The organism is Pristimantibacillus sp. Z349TD_6 (assembly GCF_056173205.1).
In genome coordinates, this window is record NZ_CM149662.1 from 6,149,812 (window position 1) to 6,173,032 (window position 23,221).

The 23,221-nt window shown below is 44.9% G+C and carries 19 protein-coding genes; 6 read left to right on the forward strand and 13 right to left on the reverse strand.

Annotated features, from left to right (window positions below; genetic code table 11):
* Positions 1 to 70: 70 nt before the first annotated feature.
* From AC0VYE_RS26780 to AC0VYE_RS26795, 4 genes are all read right to left on the reverse strand, one after another.
* Positions 71 to 2,134 (reverse strand): alpha-galactosidase, encoded by a 2,064-nt coding sequence (locus AC0VYE_RS26780; protein WP_076267444.1) that lies wholly within the window; start codon positions 2,132 to 2,134, stop codon positions 71 to 73.
* A 69-nt stretch (positions 2,135 to 2,203) separates the two neighbouring features.
* The gene (locus AC0VYE_RS26785) at positions 2,204 to 3,820 is read right to left on the reverse strand and encodes an ABC transporter substrate-binding protein (protein WP_076267443.1); all 1,617 of its coding nucleotides are present in this window, start codon (positions 3,818 to 3,820) and stop codon (positions 2,204 to 2,206) included.
* 94 nt (positions 3,821 to 3,914) lie between these two features.
* A complete protein-coding gene (locus AC0VYE_RS26790; RefSeq protein WP_076267442.1) occupies positions 3,915 to 4,802 on the reverse strand; it encodes a carbohydrate ABC transporter permease in 888 nt (295 codons plus the stop codon).
* Positions 4,803 to 4,828: 26 nt separating this feature from the next.
* The gene (locus tag AC0VYE_RS26795) at positions 4,829 to 5,818 is read right to left on the reverse strand and encodes an ABC transporter permease (protein ID WP_256710846.1); all 990 of its coding nucleotides are present in this window, start codon (positions 5,816 to 5,818) and stop codon (positions 4,829 to 4,831) included.
* Positions 5,819 to 6,014: 196 nt separating this feature from the next.
* On the opposite strand from AC0VYE_RS26795, the gene AC0VYE_RS26800 reads away from it, so the two are divergent.
* Together AC0VYE_RS26800 and AC0VYE_RS26805 are read left to right on the forward strand one after the other, a co-directional pair.
* Positions 6,015 to 7,589, forward strand: a complete 1,575-nt coding sequence (locus tag AC0VYE_RS26800) for a response regulator (protein WP_076267441.1) — start codon at positions 6,015 to 6,017, stop codon at positions 7,587 to 7,589.
* A 16-nt stretch (positions 7,590 to 7,605) separates the two neighbouring features.
* Positions 7,606 to 9,363 carry a sensor histidine kinase gene (locus AC0VYE_RS26805; RefSeq protein ID WP_430059808.1) on the forward strand — a complete coding sequence of 586 codons (1,758 nt, stop codon included), beginning with the start codon at positions 7,606 to 7,608 and terminating at the stop codon, positions 9,361 to 9,363.
* 94 nt (positions 9,364 to 9,457) lie between these two features.
* Here the strand turns inward: AC0VYE_RS26805 and AC0VYE_RS26810 are convergent, their stop codons facing one another.
* The 3 genes from AC0VYE_RS26810 to AC0VYE_RS26820 form a co-directional block, all read right to left on the reverse strand.
* Positions 9,458 to 12,490: a carbohydrate-binding protein gene (locus AC0VYE_RS26810; protein WP_475443589.1), complete on the reverse strand. Its 3,033-nt coding sequence runs from the start codon at positions 12,488 to 12,490 to the stop codon at positions 9,458 to 9,460.
* Positions 12,491 to 12,688: 198 nt separating this feature from the next.
* Positions 12,689 to 13,615, reverse strand: coding sequence for an SPFH domain-containing protein (locus AC0VYE_RS26815; protein WP_475443591.1), 927 nt, complete (start codon positions 13,613 to 13,615; stop codon positions 12,689 to 12,691).
* Positions 13,616 to 13,621: 6 nt separating this feature from the next.
* Positions 13,622 to 14,050, reverse strand: a complete 429-nt coding sequence (locus tag AC0VYE_RS26820; RefSeq protein ID WP_475443593.1) for an NfeD family protein — start codon at positions 14,048 to 14,050, stop codon at positions 13,622 to 13,624.
* A gap of 141 nt (positions 14,051 to 14,191) precedes the next feature.
* Here AC0VYE_RS26820 and uraA point away from each other — a divergent pair, with 141 nt between their 5' ends.
* Positions 14,192 to 15,493 carry a uracil permease gene (uraA, locus tag AC0VYE_RS26825; protein WP_076267436.1) on the forward strand — a complete coding sequence of 434 codons (1,302 nt, stop codon included), beginning with the start codon at positions 14,192 to 14,194 and terminating at the stop codon, positions 15,491 to 15,493.
* 71 nt (positions 15,494 to 15,564) lie between these two features.
* On the opposite strand, the gene AC0VYE_RS26830 is transcribed toward uraA, so the two are convergent.
* Complete coding sequence (locus AC0VYE_RS26830) at positions 15,565 to 16,035, reverse strand: 2-thiouracil desulfurase family protein (protein ID WP_076267435.1); 471 nt, start codon at positions 16,033 to 16,035, stop codon at positions 15,565 to 15,567.
* 208 nt (positions 16,036 to 16,243) lie between these two features.
* Here AC0VYE_RS26830 and AC0VYE_RS26835 point away from each other — a divergent pair, with 208 nt between their 5' ends.
* Complete coding sequence (locus AC0VYE_RS26835; RefSeq protein ID WP_475443596.1) at positions 16,244 to 17,185, forward strand: NADP-dependent oxidoreductase; 942 nt, start codon at positions 16,244 to 16,246, stop codon at positions 17,183 to 17,185.
* 116 nt (positions 17,186 to 17,301) lie between these two features.
* Positions 17,302 to 17,640, forward strand: coding sequence for a L,D-transpeptidase (locus AC0VYE_RS26840; RefSeq protein WP_076267434.1), 339 nt, complete (start codon positions 17,302 to 17,304; stop codon positions 17,638 to 17,640).
* 1 nt (position 17,641) lies between these two features.
* Here the strand turns inward: AC0VYE_RS26840 and AC0VYE_RS26845 are convergent, their stop codons facing one another.
* From AC0VYE_RS26845 to AC0VYE_RS26860, 4 genes are read right to left on the reverse strand one after another with little or no spacing between them, the layout of a single operon-like run.
* Positions 17,642 to 18,604 (reverse strand): DUF1861 family protein, encoded by a 963-nt coding sequence (locus AC0VYE_RS26845; RefSeq protein WP_475449741.1) that lies wholly within the window; start codon positions 18,602 to 18,604, stop codon positions 17,642 to 17,644.
* A gap of 26 nt (positions 18,605 to 18,630) precedes the next feature.
* Positions 18,631 to 19,710, reverse strand: a complete 1,080-nt coding sequence (locus AC0VYE_RS26850; protein WP_475443598.1) for a mannose-1-phosphate guanylyltransferase — start codon at positions 19,708 to 19,710, stop codon at positions 18,631 to 18,633.
* Positions 19,703 to 20,800, reverse strand: a complete 1,098-nt coding sequence (locus AC0VYE_RS26855; protein WP_475443600.1) for a glycosyltransferase — start codon at positions 20,798 to 20,800, stop codon at positions 19,703 to 19,705. Before AC0VYE_RS26855 ends, AC0VYE_RS26850 begins: the two co-directional genes overlap by 8 nt.
* Positions 20,800 to 21,981, reverse strand: a complete 1,182-nt coding sequence (locus AC0VYE_RS26860) for a glycosyltransferase family 4 protein (RefSeq protein ID WP_475443602.1) — start codon at positions 21,979 to 21,981, stop codon at positions 20,800 to 20,802. Before AC0VYE_RS26860 ends, AC0VYE_RS26855 begins: the two co-directional genes overlap by 1 nt.
* Positions 21,982 to 22,347: 366 nt before the next feature.
* On the opposite strand from AC0VYE_RS26860, the gene AC0VYE_RS26865 reads away from it, so the two are divergent.
* Entirely contained in the window at positions 22,348 to 22,923 is a 576-nt protein-coding gene (locus tag AC0VYE_RS26865; RefSeq protein ID WP_083681848.1) for a 50S ribosomal protein L25, read from the forward strand.
* A 52-nt stretch (positions 22,924 to 22,975) separates the two neighbouring features.
* Here the strand turns inward: AC0VYE_RS26865 and AC0VYE_RS26870 are convergent, their stop codons facing one another.
* Positions 22,976 to 23,215 (reverse strand): helix-turn-helix domain-containing protein, encoded by a 240-nt coding sequence (locus AC0VYE_RS26870; protein ID WP_076267430.1) that lies wholly within the window; start codon positions 23,213 to 23,215, stop codon positions 22,976 to 22,978.
* Positions 23,216 to 23,221 lie beyond the last annotated feature (6 nt).

Genomic DNA, 23,221 nt, shown 5'->3' on the forward strand with positions numbered 1-23,221 from the left:
TATTTTTCTTAGCTTTCGTATTAAATAGCTCGTTTCCTGCATTTTACTTGCTATTAATCCATTTTAGTCGCTATTGCGCCTGTACATAGAGAAGCAGCTTAGACTCCGATGGTGCCAACTCAATACGATGTCCGTCACCCTCTGTCACGGCTTGACCCTCCTGTCCACTCCACAAATCCCGAACGACTATCCCCTTAGAGGAATCTATGCCCATTCTTGCAAATGATGCGTGCAACAAGCTTTCCTTCTCCACTTCGAAATTAAAAGCAGCGACATAAGTCCCTTCATCTGCACACATCATGAACAGATTTTCACTTTTGTTCCCACTGCTGCACTCAACCGGACGGAAGGTCACACCTCGTTTAGCTAACGCCATAATTTCTGGATTTGTCATCCATTCCTTGGCTCGCCGCGCTGCCTCCTCCATTCGGTAATCATCGCCGAGCAGAAGCGACGTACCTGCAATCACCGCACTGTTCAAACGGCTTCTCCCTTCATGCTCGCTAATCGCACGCTGGTTGTCGCTTTTATAGAGGACAACATGATCGGGGTCGTTGAAACGATACAAGCTATCGTTAATCCACCAGCCGTACGTTAACGCGTTAAGCATATATTCGGTATCATTAATCGTTCCGAATGCATCGCAGGATACACGGCGGCTGTGTGCATAGCCATGCGGAAATAACGGTGCAATAGACAGATTAATTAAGAACGGTCTGCCAATTTTCTCAGGATTCAGTGTCTCACGCACACAAGCCATACCTTTGTTGTACGCCTGTATTCCTGTTCTTATATCGGGGTCATAGAAAACGCCTTCCATCGCGCCATGCGTCAGAAAATCCAGCTTAACATAATCAAAGCCCTGCTCTATAAAGCTCTCCAGCCTTTTTCTAATTCGCTCCAGCGCGACTGGATGCGATGGATCTATCGCAAATGCGCCATCCAGCTTCGGCAGCGGCTGTCCAGCTGCATCCTTGATCAATATCTCACGGTAAAGCACTGCCCCATCTGTTCCTTCTACGGGCGTATCCGGATCGTTGCCCCAGAAAGCGAATGGCGTATAATAAGTGCCCGGCTTTTGACCGTTTGCTTTTACCCGTCTTAGTGCGTCCTTTAGCTGCTCTTCCGATAAATTGTCCCAGAAGGAGTCGAAGTTCACGTAAAGGCTTCCCTGATCGTCAGCAAAGCTGTTTTGCTGCAATTGTTTGGAGAAGAAATCAGATGTATACGTATACACATCATAATCAAGCTTGCCCATGACGGCTGACCAGCTGTTCCAGCCCATCGGTACGCCGCCTTCCCAAGGAAGTGCTGGTGTCAATACGGCATTCGCCTTGCCATACACTTCAAGCCCATCGCGGTAATCCGAGAACGCGCCTACAAAAATCGTCGGAGATACAATGCTTTTACCGCGAATTGTTCCGTGTGCGACTGTATCTCTCGTCTGCATATCGGCGGCTCCGCCATAAACGCGCAGCCTGCCCAGATCCTCAGGGAACGTCCCTTCCACAACAACCCCTGTTTTCCAAGTATCATGTGTGACTGATCCAATAACAAATCCGTTTCTGCTTTGCGCGCGATAAATGGCGGTTGTCTCATAGCTGTGTACGCTGCAAGGAATAGCATGCGAGGCAAAACGAACCCATTTGTCATTATCGAATGGAACGAATAACGCCCTGATTTCCTCGCTGGCACCTGCATCTGCCCCAAATTGTGCAATACTTCCATCATTTAAATATGCGGCTAGCGGCGTGATTTCATTCGTCTCCCATTCGAGCTCGCTTTCCACTTCAAGCTCCATCAACAAATAAGGCAGCTGCTCGTACATACGGAAATGCTGACGCATTAATGGCTTGCCAAGCTCTTCATGCTCAAAGCTCCAGTGCACTCCTTTGCCAAACCCATCCTCAATGGCGTGGGTAGACGTTTCGTTTACAACATGCTTGCTGTAGAAAGTGGAGCGAAGCTGCTCCAAACCATAACGCGCTTCGGCATAAAGGCCAACCAGCGCGGCGCCGCTGCTCCACTTCAGCGATACATGCCCATCCGTCAAATGTACAGTTGCCTGAATGACTCCGTTATCAACAACATATTCCTCCATGCGCTGCTCCAGCTCGAATTGTCCAATCTTCATCTCTCATCCGCTCCTCTTTTATAATGGAGAAGGCCGGCAGCGCCGGCCTCCATTATGCTTGCATTATGTTTATTTCCAAAGTTCAACACGATTTTTGTAATTGGTTGTATAAATCGCTTCAACCTTTGCATCTCCAGCAGCCTTCATGTCACTAAGCATTTTATCAAAAATGCTGTTTGCTTCTTCAGGAGACTTCGCCATAATCGCTTTCGTCAGCCCCTGCTTCACAATATCATTAACCTTCTGCTCATTCAGTGCTTCTGGCGTTCCTCCCTGCGGTCCAAGACCATCGTAGAGTACGGAGTCATACACCGAGTCAGACAAGTTTTTGAGTGCCATCTTATCGACAGCGCCACGTTCGAAGCGGCCCGCTAAGTCATAAGGTGTTCCGTCGGAACCATTGCCGTTTTTGATAAACCAAGTCCATTTGCGAATGCCTGATTCCTTTGTATAGGCATTCCAATCGTCTTTAAAGCTTTGCAGCACTTCTGGACGCGGCGTATGCTTGCCATCCTTCATATCCCAGTGCTGGCCTTCAATTCCCCACATCAACAAATATTGTCCTTCTTCGCTCGCGAGGAAGTTCATAAATTTCATCGTGCGTTCCGGGTTTTTATTTTTTTTCGTAATCGTAATCGCATCCCAGCCAAGTGAGCTGCGTCCGCCGTATGTCGTTTTTGCAGGATCTATGCCATCTGCTACAACCTTGTAAGGGAACAGCTGTGATTCTTCACCACGATCCTTCTTCAGAATCGTGTTTGCTCCTCCAGCATCCCAATACGCGCCTGTTGAAGCAAATACAGAACCTGTCGCCAATTTTTGTTCCCAAGCTTGCTTTTTGTTAATTGCCCATTCCTTATCGATCAGGCCTGTGTTGTACAAATCATTCATGTACATAATCATTTTGCGGTATTGCGGGTCTTTCACATCAAACTTCAGCTCACCATTCTCATCGTAGAAAGGCAGCATACCGAACATACCTTTGAAAGTGCCTAGCGTACCGCCAAAGTTCTCTCCATCCATCGATAGTGCGATCGTTTCTTTACCGTCCATCGTAGGATATTTCGCTTTAAAATCAAGCAATAGCTGCTTGAATTCAGTTTCCGTGAAAGGCACTCCGCCTTCTGCTTTATCAGGAGCCAGCTCCTTCAAAATATCTTTACGCATATTGAAGCCAAATACGGGCTCATTCTCAAACCCATACCAGTTGGAAAGGTAATAGTTTTTACCGTCTTTATAACGCGTTTTGTTAAGCACATCGCCATACATTTTTGCTACATCCGGGCCGTTTTTTTCAATCAAATCATTTAGTGGAATGATAGCACCCGACTCAATGTATTTGTTAACCAAATCACTGCTTCTCTCGAACATGATGAGATCCGGCAGATCATCACTTGCAAGCATCAGATTCAGCTTCTCCGCTGGATTTCCGGTTGGCTGCTGAATTTCTACTGTAATTCCTGTCCGCTTCGTAATTTCCGCCGCTACCGCGTTGCTGAATTTATCTCCCGTATTTTTATCGAAAAAGGTTATGGTCAGTGGTTCGTTAGACTTGTCATTTCCAGCGCTATTCTCGCCAGCACTCGAGTTGCCGTTTTCTTTAGCATTATTGGAGCCGCAAGCTGATAATACGGAAATGACAACGATCATGCTTAAAAATAATACGATCCATTTTTTAGTACGCATAGTATAAATCCCCCTCGTAAGTGATTCTATTATAGTACATTTTCATCCCTATTTAAGCGTGATCGGCATCACCTCCAACAAAGTTTCCGCTTCTTTAGCTTTTTACTGCGCCAAGGGTCATGCCTTTAACAAAATATTTTTGTAAAAATGGATAAACCATTAATATCGGAAGCGTTGCTACCATAGTTGCCGCCATCCGAATCGTATCCGGAGACACGGCCAGTCGTTTCGAAGCATCAGCGAGCTGCTGCGCATCGCCAACCATGGAGCTGGTTTGATACTGATTCAAGATTTTTACGAGTACGGCCTGAAGCGTCTTAAGATCAGAGTTATACGTGAACACGTAGGAATCGAACCAAGCGTTCCAGTGGCCAATAGCCGTAAACATGCCGATCGTCGCGAGCACTGGTGTCGTTAGCGGCAGTATAATTTTGAAGAAAATTTGCATGTAATTAGCGCCGTCTATTTTTGCTGATTCGTCCAGCTCCTGCGGAAGCTGCTGCATGAAGGTTCGAACAATAATCATATAAAAGACGTTCATCATGCCCGGTAAAATAAACACCATAAAGCTGTCAATGAGGTGTAAGCTTTTGAGCACCATATAATAAGGAATGAGTCCGCCGCCAAAATACATCGTGAACACAAAATACAGTGACCAGAACCGATTTCCAACGAGCTCGCGTTTACTTAGTGAATAGGAAAGCATACTAATGACAATAACCGCGAGTGGCGTTCCGATTAGCGTCCGCAGCACCGTAACTTTAATAGCCGTCCAAATCTCGCTATCGGATAAAATTTGCTTATAGCTGGCTAGGCTGAAATCCCTTGGCCACAAATACAGATTTCCTCGCAGCGTATCTTCAGCACTATTGAACGAAATGATAAAGATGTTCCAGAAAGGATAAAAGGTTACGATAAAAACCGCGATGATGAATAAGTAGACGATCGACATAAACAGAAAATCATTTTTAAATTTTGCCATGAAGTGTTCTCCTTTTCTTGTTTGTCCTAGAACAACGACTGTTCATTCATTTTTTTGGCCATCTTATTGACGCTTAGAACAAGGATAAACGCGACGACCGATTTGAATAATCCAACAGCTGCTCCGTAAGAGAACATTCCGTTTTGTAAACCATATTTGTACGTGTACGTGTCAATAACTTCCGAATATTGGAGCACGGTATTATTTTGCATCAAAAATTGCTGATCAAAACCTGCATTCAATATTCCGCCAACTGCTAAAATGGCAAGAATGATAATAGTCGGTTTAATAGACGGCAGCGTGATATGCAGCATTTGCTTTAATCGGCTTGCCCCGTCTACCTTCGCCACCTCATACAGCTCTGGGTTAATAGCTGAGATAGCGGCCAAATACATAATGGCATTAAAGCCCATGTCCTTCCATGTGTTGGAGAAAGCGATAATCCACCAGAACAGCGGACCGTTTTGCATAAATTGAATCGGCTCATCGATGATTCCAAGCCCCGTCAACAAATTGTTGATGACACCGCTTGAAGAAAGTACCGTGATAATAATATTTGCGGCAATGACCCACGAAATAAAATGAGGCATGTAAGATACCGTTTGAAACGTCCGTTTGAACCAGCCATTGCGCATTTCATTAATCATTAAGGCAAGAATAATCGGCATGGGGAAACCGAATAACAGAGATAGAAAGCTTTGTGCCAGCGTATTGCGCATTACTCTGACGAAATCGCCATTCGTAAAGAAGTAGTTAAACCACTCCAGCCCTACAAACTCTGTTGTAAAAAACTGACCAAAAAACGATCCCCCGCCTGGCGAGTAATTAATGAAAGCCATGTATAAGCCAAACATGGGAACGTAAGAAAATATGAGTGTGACGATTAAAGCCGGAAGCATGAGCACAAATAATAGCCGCTGTTCCTTCAATCTGCCCCACACATTTGAATTTCCAATGCTGCGCTTCTTTTTGGGTGGAACAGATTTACTTGATTCCGCTTTCATTATGGATTCCATTTAATAACCTCCTGCCAATCTTGCGTTGCTTAGTGACTTCATTATAGGTCGGCCGCCCTGCCCATTCTATACAAGCATTTACCGATTTGTAACGCAAAACGACACACTTCCATATGCTCCATTGTTGAAATGCGGTATTGCAGATAAACTAAATAAACATTCAAAAACAGATACATGATAAAAGGTGGGAACAAGCATGTACAGCATTTTGATAGTGGATGATGAAGCCATTGAGCTCGAAACGATGGAGCATTATGTGCCATGGGACAAAATCGGCATTACGGTCGCGGGAACGGCGCGAAATGGCAAGGAAGCGCTTAGTAAGCTGGCTGAATTAAAGCCTGACATTATTTTGACAGATGTCCGCATGCCCATTATGGACGGGCTGGAATTCGGAAGAAGAGCAAAGCAAATCGATAAGAACGTAAAAATCATATTTTTGAGCGGACATAACGAGTTTCAGTATATTAAGGCAGCGCTGAACATTGAGGCGACTGGCTACTTGTTAAAACCGATAGATATGGAGGAGCTGATCGCGTTAATTGAGAAGGTAAAGAAAAAATGCGAGGAGGAACAGATATCAGATCAGGGCGGAGAATGGCTGCGTGAAAAATGGATGACCCGTATTATACGCGAGCCGAATGAAGAGAAGCGGAAGGATTGGATTCGGAAATGGGAGCTTAGCTCATCTGATTTCAGTGCAAACAGGGAGTTTGCAGCCTTTTATGCAACGATTGATGCGCCGGCAGACTATCCGATTTCTGCACAGCCAGCAAGCGAAGCCTCTCCCGACAGAGTGGAGCTCATGCGGACTATTGCCCGGCAGTATCTCGATTCCTTTATTGTTGTTGAAAGCGAGCCGCATGCTTTATTCGTTCTCTTTCAATGGCGAAATGAGCAGAGAGCCGCACAATCTACAACGGATTTCTGGGAAAAGTTCCGAGAGGAGCTCTCCCTCTCCTTCGGCGCACAAATTACGATAGGATTGTCCGCGCCGCATACCGGGTTTCATCTTATTTGGGATGCCTACTTGCAGGCGCGCGCTTGCAATGAGGAGAAGTTTTTCAGGCTCGGCGGAGCCGTCATAACGCCGGATGATTTATTGCCTACCAAACAAACGGATGATGATGGCGAGCAGCTTGCAGCTCGGCTTGCTGCCGCCTTGCAGTCAGGAGACGCCAAGCAGGTAACCATGCAGTTAGAAGCGCTCTTCTCAACGATTCGCGTAGAACGTATCCATCGAAATTTCACTATCCGAGCCATTATTCGGCTAATGGCTGCATTAGAGCAGCATTTCTCCATGCTGCTTGCAGGCTCGCTCAAGGACTTGCTGCTTGTGGACCATTGGAAGGAAATTTCGTCGATGAGCTCATCCTCACAGATTCAAGCTTATGTCATGCACTTCTGCGAAGAAATAAGAAAGGCATTAAGCGAAAGAGATGTTGACCGCAATCAAGCCGTAGCCGACCAAATCGTTAAGCTTATTAGCGAGCGGTATCATTTGCCGCTTACGGTCGAGGAGATCGCCAAGGAGGTCTACTTATCACCCAACTATATTCGAAGCATTTTCAAAGAAAAAATGGGTGAGACGATTCTTGATTATATAACGAAGGTTCGTATGAACCAGGCAGCTGACTTGTTAAAGGACAAATCCCTTAAGGTGCGTGAGGTCGCTCACAGCGTCGGGTATGAGAACGTCTCTTATTTTTGCTCCATCTTCCATAGGCACAAAGGCAGTACACCTAATGAGTTTCGGAAAATGTATCTATAGGCTGGAGTGAGAGCGCATGAAAAAGGTAACAGGCTGGCTGACGAGGCCTTTTAACAATTTGCGGCTAAGAGAAAAGCTGTTTGTCATGTTTTTACTCGGGGCCATTATTCCTTTAGTATTTTTTGTTTTATATTCTTATCAGACGATTAAGAGCGAGCTTTCTGACCAAATGTACACGAACTCCGTTGCGTCTGTTGCTCAAATCAATTCAAATTTAGAAAATAAGCTGGATACGTACACAAAGCTTTCAGCAAATCTTTATTTAAACAATTCGCTGCGCGCTTACTTAACGAATAACTATACAGAGGAGCCCTCTCTTTTTGTTGATGCCTATCAATACATTAATAACACCTTTTCGAATATGCTGACTACAAATCCAGATATTCATTCCATGTCTATTTATATTAATAACGATTCGCTGCCAGCTGACGGCATTTACATTAAACGAATGGATGATGCGTTCAAAAGGTCGACTACGTACCGCTCATTGCTTAACAGCTACGGAAATGTTCGGTTTGTAGCAACGCCCCCTGTTGTTGACCAGCCTTCCATGTTTACGCTGACACGCATGCTTAATATTAGCAATCTAGACAATGCCTATGGGATTTTGACCATCAACATTTTGGAATCGGATATTTTCCGTTTGATGGAGAAAGAGACTTCAGAGAAAACGATATTAATCGTTAATGATAGCGGCCTTATTATGTCCGCTAAGGACAAAAACATGTTAAATCGTCCGCTTAATCAATTTGTGAAGGAGAAATTTCCGAGCGCCAGAGAAGGAAGATTCGACAGCAGCTTTAATGGAGAGAAAATGCTTGTCGTCTATAATACGACCAAATTCGGTTGGAAAAGCATCTCGCTCGTCCCTTACAGCAGCTTCCTTACCAAGGCGAATAAAACAGCCAAGCGGATTTTAATTTTTGCGTTAATCAGCTTTGGGCTTATGACGCTGTTCATCTACGCCACAGCCAGACAATTTACGAAACGCGTCGATTATTTAGTCGGCATGATCCGGCGCATCGAAAGAGAGGAGTTCGATCTCTTCGATATGAGGCCGCTTGGACGCGATGAAATTGGCCAAATCGGAAATGTGCTGCGGAAGATGGCGCAGCGGCTCAGCAATTTAATTTCCGACGTATACAAGAAAGAAATCGATAAGCGAGAAGCCGAGATGAATGTGCTGCAAGCGCAAATTAATCCGCATTTTTTGTACAATACACTCGCCTCCATATCGTCGCTTGCCATTCGAAATTCTGATCAGCGAATGAACAAAATGGTTACGGATCTAGCAAAGTTTTACCGGATCTCGCTCAACAAAGGGAAAAACAAACTTTCAATCCATGAAGAAATTCAGCTTACCCGCTACTACGTTGCCATCCAGCAGGTAAGATTCGGCGAACTCATTCGCGTGCATTATCAAATCGAAGAATCTGTGCTGCCCTGCCCAATCGTAAAGCTAACACTACAGCCATTCGTTGAAAACGCAATGAACCATGCCATTTGGGACGACACGCTCGGAATAAACATTATGATAAAGGCTTATCGCGATGGCCATGATATCATTCTCAAAGTCATCGATGACGGCATGGGCATGCATATGCGCGGCCATAGCGGAGAAGAGCTGCCGGTTAGCAGCGACAACTTGTCTGGTTATGGCATTCGCAACGTCGACAATCGAATTAAACTTTTGTACGGCGAATCATATGGCGTCTCTATTTACAGCAGGCTCGGAATTGGCACGACGGTCACGATAAGAATTCCTGGACGTTAAAATGCTAGACAATAAAAATCTCTCAAGCACTATTGCTTGAGGGATTTTTCGGTTTCACAGTCATAGCTGCTTAGTCATGATTTTTGCTGCTGGTTTATTTTACGGTAATTTTGTAAAGCTTCGATTGCGCGCCATTCAAGTCCACCTTTAGTTGATTTGCTGCCTGACTGGATGCATTCGTCCATAGGTCCGTAACTTTTACTTTGGAGGACGATGGAATGCCAACACGCGCAAAATCTACCGTATTCGACACAGGGGTATTCGTATAGTTAAATACAGCAAGATAATAATCTTTCCCTTCTTGCATGATGAATGTATCCGCAGCCCCTGTACCTGTGTTGCCCTCTACTGGCTTGAACGCCTGACCTTTAAGTGCCACCTCATTCACTTGCTTGTTAGTGAGCAGCTTCTTCATCAATTCTTGTGCTGCCGGATTGCTGACATCGTCTGAGCTTAGAAATACAGTACCGGAAATAGCCGCTGAATTGACCCGAGACTGCGCAGCATCAAACGAACCGCCCTTCACAAGCGTCATATAATCTGGATCGGTATACGGATAGATCGTTCCGTTCTGCCACCAGCCATAGGTAAGGTTGTTCAGCTGATATTCCGTGCGGCTCAGTGAGCCGTCAATATCACATGAGATCCGTCTTGCGTGGGCGTATTGACTCGGAAATAAAGGAGCAATAGAGGCGCTGATGAACATTTTTCCGCCAAGCACCTTATTGATATGAGCCATGCCTTGATTGTAAGCCTGAATGCCCGTTTGAACATTAGGGTCATAATGTTTGCCCTCAAAAGAGCCATGGCTTAGGAAATCGATTTTAATATACTCATATCCGTAATCAAGAAAGCGTTTGAAATAATATTCGATCCGCTGCTTAGAGCCCGGATGAGTCGGATCGATCGCGTAGGCGCCGTCTACTTTCGGCAGCGGGTTTCCGCTTTGATCCCGCAAAATAATATCTCCATACGTGTATTTCCCGTCTGTACCCTCTACGACCTGACTCATGTTGTCGCCCCAATAAACAAAAGGGCCATAATAAATACCGGCTTTTTGCCCGTTTTTGTTAATAACCTTGACTGCTTGCTTCAACTGCTCCTCGGACAGATTATCCCAATAGGAGTCCAAATTAATATAAACATTGCCTTTGTTCGAGAAGGAATTTTTCTGCAAATTTTTCTTGAAGAAATCAGACACAGCGACTACTTTATCGTAGCTTAAATCACTTTCATATGCGCCCCAACTGTTCCAGCCCACAGGCACACCCTTTGGCACGCCGTGCTTAAATGCAAGCGGCGGCGCAACTGCAGCGTTCGCTTGACCGAAGCTCTCAAGGCCTAGGCGGTAGTCGGAATAGTAGCCAACGAGAATTTGCGGCGAAGTAATCGTCGTTCCCGTTACCTTTCCATGTGGAATCGTATCATGCGTCGAGGTAGGGGAAGAGAAACCGCCGTATACCTTGAGCTTGTTTAAACGATCATTAGAACCGCTCCAATAAATTCCTGTTTTCCATTTATCATGTGTGACTGAACCAATAACCAATCCATTTCGGCTAGTATTATCATAAATAGCTGTCAATTCTGAGCTGACATAATTATTGTTGTTCAGACTTGTATTTATCGTCCGCGCTTGGTATCTAGACCACGCGTCATTATCGAACGGAGCGACCAGCACCCTATTATCCGAGTAGCTTCCAATATCGATTCCACCCTTGGCATTAAGGACAAGAGGAGCCATATCATTCGTGCTGAGCGTGTCTTTACCCGTTACTTGTTGACTAATTAGAAAATAAGGCAAACGCTCATAGATTTGATAAATTTGCTTCATTGTCGGCAGGCCGGACTCACGATTCTCAATCGTTACCCGAATGCCTTTGCCATGACCGTCATTTATCTTTTCAACTTTTTTCATGGAGAACAAATGCTCAGCGTAGTTTTTGCTGTCGAGCTGCTTGTCCAATTGGATACTGCTGTACAACCCTTTGGCGATCGTCTTGTTGTTCCATTCGAACGCTGAAAGTCCAGACTCTGTGTTATAAATGATTTTGTAGACACCGTTTGATAAAGTGACGCCTGACTTATGCTGCTCCACTTTAATCGAGCCAAATTTGCTGGAATCGATTTGCTTGCCAATATTGCCGATCCCATCCACATCACCCGGATTTTCACCCGGTGCCTGCGAGCTCATGATCTCGATTTTATCAATATCCGGCGACCATCCGCCGTCATCATCAAATAAAATGGTATTGCTGCCCGCTTGCAGCTGTACCTCAATACTGAACACGCCAACCGTATCCCAGTTCGCAGTCGCAGGCGGGGAATAGGTCTCTTTCTCGTTATTGTTCACACGAATGGAAAATGAACGAGGATCGCCGGAAATATAGCTCACCTTTAAGGTATAGATCCCCTCTGCTTTTGCAGCAACCTTTTGGAAAAGCAGCGTTGATCCGCCCCAAATGTCGCCTACCTTTTTTCCACCGGAGCATTCCGTTTCCGCTTTGCAGGATTTTACAGCAGAATTGCCGGCTAGCTTATTGTCCGGTCCTTCCGCTTCATACACTTGTCCGCTTCCAGCAGGCGGTTCATTCGGATCTGTGCCCGGACCAGCATTCAGCAATTTCAGCTCGATCTTGTCGATATCCGGCGCGTATCCGCCCTCATCATCGAAACGAATGACGTTCTCGCCTTGACGAAGCTCCAGCTGGATCTCGTAAGTTCCTCGCGTGCTCCAATCTGCCGTTTTCGGCAAATCATAATGATCGGTTCCCCCGCCGTTCACACTGACGGCTAACGATCTCGGATCGCCCGATATGTAATGCACCGTCATCGTATAGATCCCTTTAGTATCCACATTCACAGCGTTGAACTGTAAAGCAGAACCGCCCCACAGACTGCCTACCAGCTTATTGCCTGAGCAGCCCACCGCAAGCTCGCAGTCCTTAACCTCTGCTTTACCGCTAAGCTGATTAATGGCTGCCTCAGCCTCATAGGATTGGCTGTTTACAGCAGCAACCGGCGTCTGCGCCTCAGCAACTGTCGTATTCGCACCGACCGCCGTTTGGAATAACACAAGCAATGCAAAAATAATGGACCAACCTTTCTTGAATTTAAATCTACTCAACATTATTTCCTCCTCTTACGCGTTTAATATAAAGCGCTTTCTTTTTAAGTTTAAGGGGGAATCTCATGTTGAACTATCCAAGAATGTTATGATTCGTACTGCAAACCCACTGACTTTAGAAAAATATAATATCGGATGGCAAAAAAAATATCCCAAAAGCAGAATACGCTGCTCCTGAGACATTTTTTGCAATCACTTTATTTATTTGCTCGCTTTAAGCATTTCCCCAATGGCTCCAATGCTGCCAAGTGTATCGACTGCCCGTGTTGGAATGAAAACTTTATTCGCAGCTCCCTGAGCGATATCGGATAACGCCTCGAGTGAGCGGTACGTCAGCACATTCTCATCTAGACCCGCAGAGCGTATAAGCTCAATTCGATTTTTCTCAGCTTCAGCGATGGATTGAATGGCCTTCGCTTCACCAAGCGCTTCCAGCTCCTGCGCATGGCGCTGACCCTCCGCTTGACGGATTCTGGCTTCCTTATCGCCTTCAGCCTTCAGTATTTTACTTTGCTTGTCACCCTCTGCCCGCAAGATCATATCCTGCTTCGCTGCCTCTGCATCAAGCACCATTGCTCGTTTGCTTCGCTCCGCCTTCATTTGCTTATCCATTGCATCTTGGATGTCCGCTGGCGGCTGAATATCAATAACCTCTACGCGCTCGATGCGCACGCCCCACTTCTCTGTCGCTTCATCCAGCGCGATCCGAATGTCGGTCGATATTTTCTCGCGGCCTGATAATGTTTCATCAAGCTCCATTTTACCAATAATTTGCCTCATCGTAGCTGTGCTTATATTTCGCACCCCATATACATAATCAGATATGCCATATGTAGCCTGTTCTGGGCCGGTCACTTGATAAAAAATAATCGTATCGATTTTGACCTGTACGTTATCCTTCGTTATGACCGTTTGCGGCGGAACGTTTGCCTGCTGAATACGCAAATCATGATACGTTCGTACATGATCAATAATCGGAATTAGAATATTAACCCCCGGCGTAAGCAGCCGATTAAACTTTCCTAGACGCTCGACAACGCCTATCCTTTGCTGCGGTACGATTTTGATCGATAATGATACAAAAACGACAACGATAATCAATAAAATAATAGCAATAATATAACCCATATCTAGTTAGCCTCCCCATTTCTCAACTTGAAGCACTGCACTGCCGCGACTGACAACCCTAACTGTATCACCTTTCAATAACCGGTCATTCGATGCTGCACTCCACGTTTCATTTCCCACCTTGACGATACCGGGTACATCTGCCGCAATATCCTCAAGCACAATTCCTTGTTTGCCGACGAGCTCGTCCACGGCATCCTTAAAACCTTTTGAGGAATGGAAACGACGAGTAATTGGACCAGTGAAGATAGTCAAGATAAGGACAATGATACATCCAGCCACCAGCTCCACGACAAATGAGCCCGGCCAAAACCAATCAATGACAGCAGCGACTATGGCACCAATCGCAAGCCAAAGCAAATAAAATGTAAGCGTCAGCATTTCCACGACGATCAGTATGCCAGCGAGAATAAGATATATCACCCACAATTCCATCCTTTCACCTCCCCTTCTTCATTAATGTATTCGTATATGACCAGCGTATGATAAGAAAACACTTGTCAAACCTCGCTTCACTATGTAGAATCAACAAGGGTCAAAAATAGACAACCTATTAAATTGAAGGAGCTTATTCTCATGAAAAAAGCAATTGGCGTTCATGAAAGACCGCCTGCCCTGCAAAGCGCACTGCTAAGCTTGCAGCATTTGTTTGCTATGTTCGGCTCTACCGTGCTCGTACCGAATATACTCGGTGTTGATCCGGCAATTTGTTTGCTTATGAACGGAATCGGAACACTTCTTTATCTCTGGATATGCAACAATAAGATTCCAGCATATCTCGGTTCCAGCTTTGCATTCCTCGCACCAGCAGGCGCCGTAATCGGCGATCAAGTGGGCGGAGGCAGTTATGCCGCTGCATTAGGCGGATTTATTATTTCAGGCGTTATCTTTACGATTGTCGCTCTCATCATTCAAGCAGCAGGCACCGGCTGGATTAATGTTGTATTTCCTCCAGCAGCGATGGGGGCAATCGTCGCGATTATCGGTTTAGAGCTCATTCCAGTTGCTGCTCGGATGGCAGGCTGGATTATTCCGACTGATGCCGATCCTGCCGTCGTATGGAGCCCGGATCCAAAAATCGTAATCTTATCTACCGTCACCCTTGCCGTTACGGTGCTAGGTTCCGTCTTATTCCGCGGATTCATGCGCATTATTCCGATTCTGATCGGTATTACTACAGGTTATGTACTCGCTCATTTCATGGGCTTCACTGATTTCAGCAAGCTCGCTGAGAATAGCTTTGTTCAATTGCCGCATTTCACTTTCCCTGAGTTCCACTGGTCGGCGATTATTGCGATTGCACCTGCGTCGCTTGTCGTCATTGCCGAGCATATTGGGCATTTGGTTGTTACGGGCAATATCGTAGACAAAGATCTATCGAAGGACCCAGGTCTGCACCGCTCCATGCTGGGCAACGGTATTTCCACCATTCTATCGGGTTTTGTAGGCTCTACGCCGAACACGACCTACGGTGAAAATATTGGTGTTCTAGCGATCACAAAGGTTTACTCCACCTTTGTCATTGGCGGCGCGGCTGTCATTGCGATCGTCCTTTCCTTCTCTGGTAAATTCTCTGCACTTATTTCCGGTATTCCAACGCCAGTTATGGGCGGTGTGTCCTTGCTGCTGTTCGGTGTTATCGCTGCTTCCGGCTTCCGGATGCTCGTTGAGTCCAAAGTGGATTACAGCAAACCGACCAACCTGTTTTTGACAACCGTCGTTCTTGTGACTGGACTTAGCGGTGTAAAGCTTACAATCGGAGACTTCTCGCTTACTGGGATGGCGCTTGCAACCGTAGTAGCTATTATACTTAGTCTATTGTTCAAAGTATTTGACGTACTTAAGCTATCCAACGACCACGAAGCATCAGGTCACTAAACACGAAAGACGGGGCCTCCTAGGAGGCTCTTTTTATTTATGATTCTATTATTTTCTTGAATTTATTTCTGCTAGAAACTCATTTCCACCAAAAATTCCCCAAGCTGCTCTTCGGATATCACTCTTATGCCATTTCTTCTAAGCAGGGCAGTCGTGACCCCATTTCCAGTCCTCTTATTGCCTTTAAACTCACCATTATAAATCATCGCGCTGCCGCAAGAAGGGCTGTATTCCTTAAGTACAATCACTTCCGCATTTACTTCCTTCGCTTTTTTGAGAGTAATGTGTGCACCTTCCACATACATCGCCGTTACGTCCCTGCCCGATTTCTCTACTACTCTAGCTGTACCGTTTAACACATCATCGCCGTCGCCGCCAACAATTTCGGCTGACTCTCTTGGAGTAGAGAAGCCGCCCAGCAATTCAGGACATACAGCAACGGCTTTCTTTTGCTGCACCAATTGTTGAATGATTTCATTTACACTATGCGTTGCATTATATCTTACCTCATACCCTGCTAAACAAGAGCTTACTAGGATCATAAACTGCACCTCTTTAAGAAAATCATGATGTTCATTCATCTATTACTTTTATTGTACCATAGAAGCTGAGCAAGCTAATCTTAAGGAATCGTTTCGATCAGAAAAAAGTGTCTGCTTGCTTCCTTAATAGCATCAAGGTACATTTAACTCATATACAAATAGCCGAGCATTTGAACGATATAAAAAAATTTAAAGGAGCTGCTTCCCTATGTCGGATCAAACGATGCAAGCAATAAGAGTATATCAATATGGCAATGAAGAGGTGCTGCAGCTTGAGAGCATCCCCGTTCCTGTTCCAAAAGATAATGAGGTTCTCATACGTGTTCATTATGCGGGAATTGTTCCTGTAGATTACAAAATCCGAAATGGCTGGATGCATGCCAGATTTCCGCAAACCTTTCCCTATATCCCAGGCACAATCATGTCCGGTGTCATAGACACTGTCGGTTCCGCTGTAAGCGAGTTTAAAGCAGGTGACCGCGTATTTGGTTCGGTAAAAGGAGCTTATGCAGAGTATGCGATTGCTGAGCCAAAAGAGCTGGTGCATATGCCAGACAGACTCTCGCTGAAAGAGGCTGCTACCATTAGAGGCGGAGCTGACACCGCTTGGAAAGCTTTATTTTCAGAAGGAGAGCTAGGCGCAGGACAGACCGTACTTATCCATGCTGCTGCTGGCGGTGTGGGGCATTTCGCAGTGCAGTTGGCCAAATGGAGAGGCGCGACTGTCATCGGAACGGCATCCACAGGAAATATAGACTATATTCAGTCGCTTGGTGCAGACCAAGCCATTGATTATACGACTACAGTTTTTGAGAGCGTAGTTCATGATGTTGATCTTGTCGTTGATGCAGTCGGCGGAACTACAGAAGATCGTTCATGGTCTGTTATTAAACAAGGCGGCAAATTGGTCGCACTAACGCAGCTTCCCTCCAAAGAAAAAGCCAAGGAATTTAATGTAACAGCTACATTCAACACAAAGTTCCCTACTCATGCTAACCTTGAACAGCTTGCTCAACTCCTTGCAGATGGAACGATCAAAGCAGAGATCAACACTGTCTATTCTCTAGCAGATGTAAAACAAGCACATAAACAATGTGAGGGAAAACGAGGGCGAGGCAGAATATTGCTAGAGTTATTTACTATAAAATAAAATGACCAAAGAGCCCTAGGACACATCCTTAGGGCTCTCATTTTACGCCGTGCCTAAATCCTTGAAGCAAACCGCCGCCGCTCTACATAACATAGGAGAAAAGGAGTGAGTCCCCAATGCCCGACTACCGTATTATCATCGATCTTTCCGATCGTCAGCTCTATCTGCTGGACGGCGACGTCGTCACTCAAGCTTTTCCCGTTGGCATCGGCAAAATGGTAACTCAAACGCCTACAGGTGAATTTACGATTATTAATAAACAGCCCAATCCCGGCGGACCGTTCGGCGCCTTTTGGATGGGACTCTCGAAGCCGCATTATGGCATCCATGGCACCAACGACCCTTCTTCCATCGGACATATTGTCTCACACGGCTGCATCCGAATGTTTAACGATGATGTACTCGCCTTGTCCAAAATAGTGCCTATTGGCACTCGTGTTACCATTCGCCCTTAGCCTAGCAGCCAGCTTCATCTTGCTTCATCGCTTCGTACTCCGTGAACGGGTCTGCAATATCGATGTAATGCGCCTCCGTGTCGCTAGCGCCCACATAGAGCTCCGCTCGGTTGTTAGCCTTGCGGACCAGTCCACCGCTGAAGATTACATCAACTAGATTCGGGCGTTTAGCCGGACCCTCAGGGAAGTCGCTTCTTGTTGCTATGATTTTGACCGGTGACTTCTCTCTCGTCCAAGGATTGAGAACAAATGACATCGCATGATAATGAAGATTGGACTCCTCATCCGTATAAGAGATGTGGCCTAATACGCCGAGATACCCATTTTTGAGCAAATGAATTTCATTGGCCCCTCCCCATTCATCCTTTAGAAATTGATCACGAAACAATGGAGCGTTAATAATAGCTGTTTCGGACAACTCCTCAAAGGAATCAATAATGCTGAAGCCGATTACAGCTCTCGTGCCTTCAATCCCAAATGGTCTCGAAAAAATACCGATTTTCCCATCAGATAATTGTGTTAAGCGAATATCCTTCATGTTCCAAGGGCCTGTTGCAGCATGTACAAGCTCATGCAAATTTTTTCCTCGGTAAAGCACGGTTTTCCAGCCTATAATCGACCTCGATGTTTCAGAGTCAAAATAAAGATGGACCCCGCCGAACACCCACTCGCCGTTAATTTTCGTAATAAACGGATCCTGCAGCTGAAACTTAGGCAAATCCAGCTGCGGAGTCCAGATTCCATCTCTGCATGTAAAAAAGATAATCTCGGATTCCTCCGAATGACGATCTTCTACACGGCCGGCAATATAAAGCTCCCCCGCATTCAAGAATGGAGCAGTAATATTGTAAACATCGCGGTCCCCAACGCCAGCAAAATGAAGCTTCGTGCCTTGTTTTTGAGCAGGCTCATATTCTAGCAGCAGCTCTTTGCATGTTTTCGTTATCCATTCGAGCTTCATCATGGGGTTCATTTGAATGTAAGCCTTTCTTAGGCGTATTCGTGCATTCCCTTATCCTTCAATATTCGAACGATTTCCTTTACCTCTTGCGCTTTGTCTTTGGCACATATCAGCAGCGCATCCTTGGTATCCGCAATAATCAGACCATCAATTCCAATTGTAGTAATGAGCCGGTCATCGCCGTAGATGATGGAGTTCTGTGTGTCGATGCCTACGTAGTTCGCTTTGACAATGTTTCCATGCTCATCTGGAGGAAATATCGCGCCGAGCGCATCCCAGCTTCCAATATCATTCCATCCAAAATCGCCTTCAATAACGACAACCTCGTCACTGCGTTCTAAAATACCATAGTCGATTGAAATGTTTTGCAGCAAAGGATAAATCTCATTAATCATTTCTTCTTCGCGCTCCGTGCCCATGTACGCAATTAAAGGAAGCATTGTTTTGAAGAGCCTCGGAAGAAACCTTTTGAAATTATCAATGATGCAGGAGGTTTTCCAAATAAACATACCGCTGTTCCACAAATAATGACCGGACTGAAGATAAGATTGTGCTTTCGCAAAATTAGGCTTTTCGACAAATTCGGCTGCCTCATAAACAGGACAAGGCTCCTTGATGAAAGAGTCTTTCTTGCAAGAAATATAGCCATAGCCAGTTGAAGGAAAGGTAGGCTTGATGCCAATCGTAACAATCTTGTTTGTCTCCATAGCTACGATGCAAGCATCATTCAATGTTTTCTTAAAGTTATCCGTTTCGGTAATATGATGATCGGATGGAAATACGACCATCAGAGAATCACCATGGTTTTTCTCAATAAATAAAGCTGCAAGGAGTATGCTCGCCGCCGTATTTTTGGCAACAGGCTCTACCAGAATGTTAACGTGCTGAACACTCTTATGCATGATCCTCTCGAGCAGCGCCGCTTGGGTTCGATTCGTTACTACGATTGTGTTTTCCATCGGAATAACGCCGTTAAAGCGTTCAATCGTATCATTGAGCATAATGTCAGTGCCGCTTATATTGATCAGCTGCTTTGGCAGCTCCTGCCGGGATAAAGGCCAAAAACGTGTTCCGCCTCCGCCTGCGAGAATCGTAGCAAATTTATTCATTATGCATCACCTCATGAGCCATGCAGTATGAAACAATGTTTTCCGAGCCTTGATTTAAATTCAGGCCGCTTGCATGTATGCCATCATAACAGCCGCCGGTCTCTGCATCTATTAACGATTCTTTACGGGAGTTTCGCCCATGAAACCATTCATAGCATAAGGAAGCTTGCTCGCGATAGGTTTCCTTCCCTAACGTCTTGTACGCCTCTAAGCAGGCTAACAGCATCTCGCAAGCTTCTATCGGCTGCTCGTCATATAACGCTGCTTCTCCGCCTCTATCAAGCCAGCCATGACTGCCCACTGGTTTGAAATAACCTTCTTTTGCAAAAGTTATTGAGGCTAGAAAGTCCATACTTTCTTTAGCGGTTTGTCTGAATGTTTCTTTATTCGAAAAATGTGATGCTTTGAAAAGCGCCCAAGGCAGCATCGCATTGCCGTAAGTAATACGATCCTCAAACCACTGCCAGACCTCTCCTTTATTGCTTTGATACTGTGTATGCAGTCTCATCGCTAATTCCTCAATTAACGAAACGATTTGAGCTTCTGGAAGAAAGGCTGGATCATCGCTTTCCATATTCGGGTATGGGAACTTATAACGGAGCGCGTTCTCGGTCTGCATCATGGAAGTTAAGCCGATAATTGCATAAGCCATCGCTCTTGGCGATCTCAAGCTCCGCACATGCGGCAGCGCCTGATTGATCATATATTTACATGTATTTTGCACATTATGCGGGACGGAGGGCTCCGAAAGTGTAAATCCGAGCGCCCACAAACAGCGCCCCAGACAATCCTCAGAGCCTGTTTTTTCTATGAACAAACGGTTGTAGTCCATAAAGTTTCGAAAGCTGCCGTCTTCATTTTGAGCATGATGAATAAAGGCCAAATACGTATTTATAAGATTCAAGGATTCCTTATCTCTAATGCGCTTATTGAGCATAACTGCCGCAATCAAGGCCCTTGCATTATCATCGGAGGTATAACCTTTGGAACGGTCGGGAATACCGAATTTAGTATGCTGGAAGATGCCTGTATCATCTGTTAATGAGCGCAAATAATTCGTTGATAACGGCTTGATCATACTTACTCCCATTAAACCGCACTCCCTTTTAACACATAATGATGTGCCATCGTTTCACGGAAAAGTACCGCGTAAGATTTGGCGACTTCATTCCACATCATTGTACTGCCTAAAGCGAGCGTCTTGCTCTCCTTCTCCGCTTTTAGATTCGGATCGTCCAATATCGTTACAATATGATTTTCTAATGATGCGGAGTTGTGGAAATCCGCGAGCAATCCTCTTCCGTCAGCCAGCATCTCAACAGCGTAGCGATACGGAGTCGAGATAATCACCCTGCCGTAACCAATTCCGAATGCTAGTGTTCCACTTACAGCTTGATCCTTGCCAAGATAAGGCGTCACATAAATATCCGACAATACAAGAGATTGAACAACCTCCTCCTGCGTCAGATGCTTATCAACAAACGTAACATGATGCTGAAGGCCAAGCTTTTCCACTAGGTCTGTCAGCTTCTGTCTGTACACTTCTCCAACCTCTTGTTTCACAACAGGATGCGTTTTGCCGAGAATCATATAAAGTGCTTCCGGGTGCTTCTTCACTACGCCGCTCATGGCCTCTATGGCATATTCAATCCCTTTGCCTGGGCTTAAAAAACCGAATGTTGAAATGATTTGCCGATTCGTATACCCGAACCTTTCTTTAAGCTCAATTCTAGATTCGGTTGCAACTACCGGAACCCCATGATGGAACATCTCTATCTTTTCAAGTGTTATGCCGTAAACCTCATGCAAATCCTGTATTTTGGTATGGGCCATCGTAATGACCTTATAGCTTAAATCCGCCAGCTGCTTCATAATTAAACGCTGCTTCTCGCTCGGTTCGGACAATACGGTATGAAAAATAACGATAAACGGGATTTTGAGCTTCGCTGCCAAATCCAAAACGTATTCTCCGCTTTCCCCGCCGTAAATGCCGAACTCATGCTGAATGACTAACATATCTATATTGGATTGATTAAGATCCATTGCTATTTTGCTATAATCTGCACGATTGTGCTGTCCAATCTGAGCCATCACCTGATTACCGTACGCATAGGACTTATTGTTGTTAACCGCAATCATGCGTGGTGCATTAAAATCTTGAATTTGTTCGATCTCATTCATCAGATCCTGAGAAAAAGTAGCTAATCCGCATTCTCTAGGCAAGCTCGTTCCCAAAAATGCTATATTCCGCTTGATTAAAACTTTTTTCAATGAAATCACTCCCTTATTTTAAAAATATTTACAAATGACAATAAAAAAAAGAAATAAAGATGACTTTATTTCCGAGATTAAACGATATGCTTTTGGTTTTTAGCTATCCCAGTGTTACTGCTTAACAGCTTTCAGTTGCTGCCATTTCTTGCAATTCCGCTCCTATCTGCTGTTTAAACCTTAACACGACCATATTTTCTTGTCAATCGAGCCGGATTTGTACGGATTTGACAAGCAGAGAACTTGTGATAAAATTAACATATGACAAGAAAATATGGTCGTTAGCGGGCTGATTAGACATTCTATTGCTAATCAGTCTTTTTTATTGTCGGTTTGACAGTACCCCATTCGATTAGGAGGCAACAAATGATGAGCAATACTATCCAGTTAAACGAACGGGTCGATTTAAGCAAATCTAAGATTAATCTATTAAGAAAGCAAGGACAGGTACCAGCTATTGTATACGGCAAGGATGTCGGCAGCATTTCTGTTATCGTCGCTGAGAAAGAAATATTATCAGTCATAAAGCACAACCCGCGCGCCATTTTAAATGCAGCTATTCCGGAAAAAGGGAATAAGCCAGTATTAATTCAAAATATACAAAGAGATCCGTTAAGCAATAAAATTGTTCACGTTGATTTCTATCAATTGAATATGAATGTAAGTTTAGATTCGAAAGTAACGATTCACTTCTCCGGAGAACCAGCAGGTGTCAAAGAAGGCGGAATGCTTCAAGTCGAGATGTACGAAGTAGAGGTTCGCTGCATGCCAGACAATCTGCTCAGCGCATTCGAGGTAGATATTAGCGGCCTTAAAATAGGAGATCATTTACTAGTGTCTGACCTCTCCTTCCATGAAGGTATCGAAGTTTTGTCCGATCCTGGTGATATGTTAGTTAAAATCTCGCAGGCACAAGCCGAAGAAATAGTCGCTTCCGCATAATTATCATATAATTAGAAAAGGGAACCCTATACAAAATGTACAGGGTTCCCTTTTATTTATCCGGATCTATATCTTTATCGTCATGAACGACTACAATAAACTGTCCAGGACTGACATCAAAATATTTGCATAACCTCCATATCAGATCCCGCGGATACTGAACCATCTCATCCTTATACATCTTCCGAACAGAATCAAAATGATAGTCAATATCTTTGGCAAGCTGCCTAATCGATAGGTTTGGATCTTTAGCTCTCATGATTTCTTTTAAATTACTATGAACCCCCGGCATTTGTAC

What these genes read in the sequence shown, in the direction of transcription:
- AC0VYE_RS26830 (WP_076267435.1), bottom strand. Translation starts at nt 16,035, where the DNA reads ATGATCCTAGTAAGCTCTTGTTTAGCAGGGTATGAGGTAAGATATAAT.
- uraA (WP_076267436.1), top strand. Translation starts at nt 14,192, where the DNA reads ATGAAAAAAGCAATTGGCGTTCATGAAAGACCGCCTGCCCTGCAAAGC.
- AC0VYE_RS26865 (WP_083681848.1), top strand. Translation starts at nt 22,348, where the DNA reads ATGATGAGCAATACTATCCAGTTAAACGAACGGGTCGATTTAAGCAAA.
- AC0VYE_RS26810 (WP_475443589.1), bottom strand. Translation starts at nt 12,490, where the DNA reads ATGTTGAGTAGATTTAAATTCAAGAAAGGTTGGTCCATTATTTTTGCA.
- AC0VYE_RS26835 (WP_475443596.1), top strand. Translation starts at nt 16,244, where the DNA reads ATGTCGGATCAAACGATGCAAGCAATAAGAGTATATCAATATGGCAAT.
- AC0VYE_RS26870 (WP_076267430.1), bottom strand. Translation starts at nt 23,215, where the DNA reads ATGCCGGGGGTTCATAGTAATTTAAAAGAAATCATGAGAGCTAAAGAT.
- AC0VYE_RS26785 (WP_076267443.1), bottom strand. Translation starts at nt 3,820, where the DNA reads ATGCGTACTAAAAAATGGATCGTATTATTTTTAAGCATGATCGTTGTC.
- AC0VYE_RS26820 (WP_475443593.1), bottom strand. Translation starts at nt 14,050, where the DNA reads ATGGAATTGTGGGTGATATATCTTATTCTCGCTGGCATACTGATCGTC.
- AC0VYE_RS26845 (WP_475449741.1), bottom strand. Translation starts at nt 18,604, where the DNA reads ATGATGAAGCTCGAATGGATAACGAAAACATGCAAAGAGCTGCTGCTA.
- AC0VYE_RS26815 (WP_475443591.1), bottom strand. Translation starts at nt 13,615, where the DNA reads ATGGGTTATATTATTGCTATTATTTTATTGATTATCGTTGTCGTTTTT.
- AC0VYE_RS26790 (WP_076267442.1), bottom strand. Translation starts at nt 4,802, where the DNA reads ATGGCAAAATTTAAAAATGATTTTCTGTTTATGTCGATCGTCTACTTA.
- AC0VYE_RS26840 (WP_076267434.1), top strand. Translation starts at nt 17,302, where the DNA reads ATGCCCGACTACCGTATTATCATCGATCTTTCCGATCGTCAGCTCTAT.
- AC0VYE_RS26850 (WP_475443598.1), bottom strand. Translation starts at nt 19,710, where the DNA reads ATGAATAAATTTGCTACGATTCTCGCAGGCGGAGGCGGAACACGTTTT.
- AC0VYE_RS26800 (WP_076267441.1), top strand. Translation starts at nt 6,015, where the DNA reads ATGTACAGCATTTTGATAGTGGATGATGAAGCCATTGAGCTCGAAACG.
- AC0VYE_RS26795 (WP_256710846.1), bottom strand. Translation starts at nt 5,818, where the DNA reads ATGGAATCCATAATGAAAGCGGAATCAAGTAAATCTGTTCCACCCAAA.
- AC0VYE_RS26805 (WP_430059808.1), top strand. Translation starts at nt 7,606, where the DNA reads ATGAAAAAGGTAACAGGCTGGCTGACGAGGCCTTTTAACAATTTGCGG.
- AC0VYE_RS26855 (WP_475443600.1), bottom strand. Translation starts at nt 20,800, where the DNA reads ATGGGAGTAAGTATGATCAAGCCGTTATCAACGAATTATTTGCGCTCA.
- AC0VYE_RS26780 (WP_076267444.1), bottom strand. Translation starts at nt 2,134, where the DNA reads ATGAAGATTGGACAATTCGAGCTGGAGCAGCGCATGGAGGAATATGTT.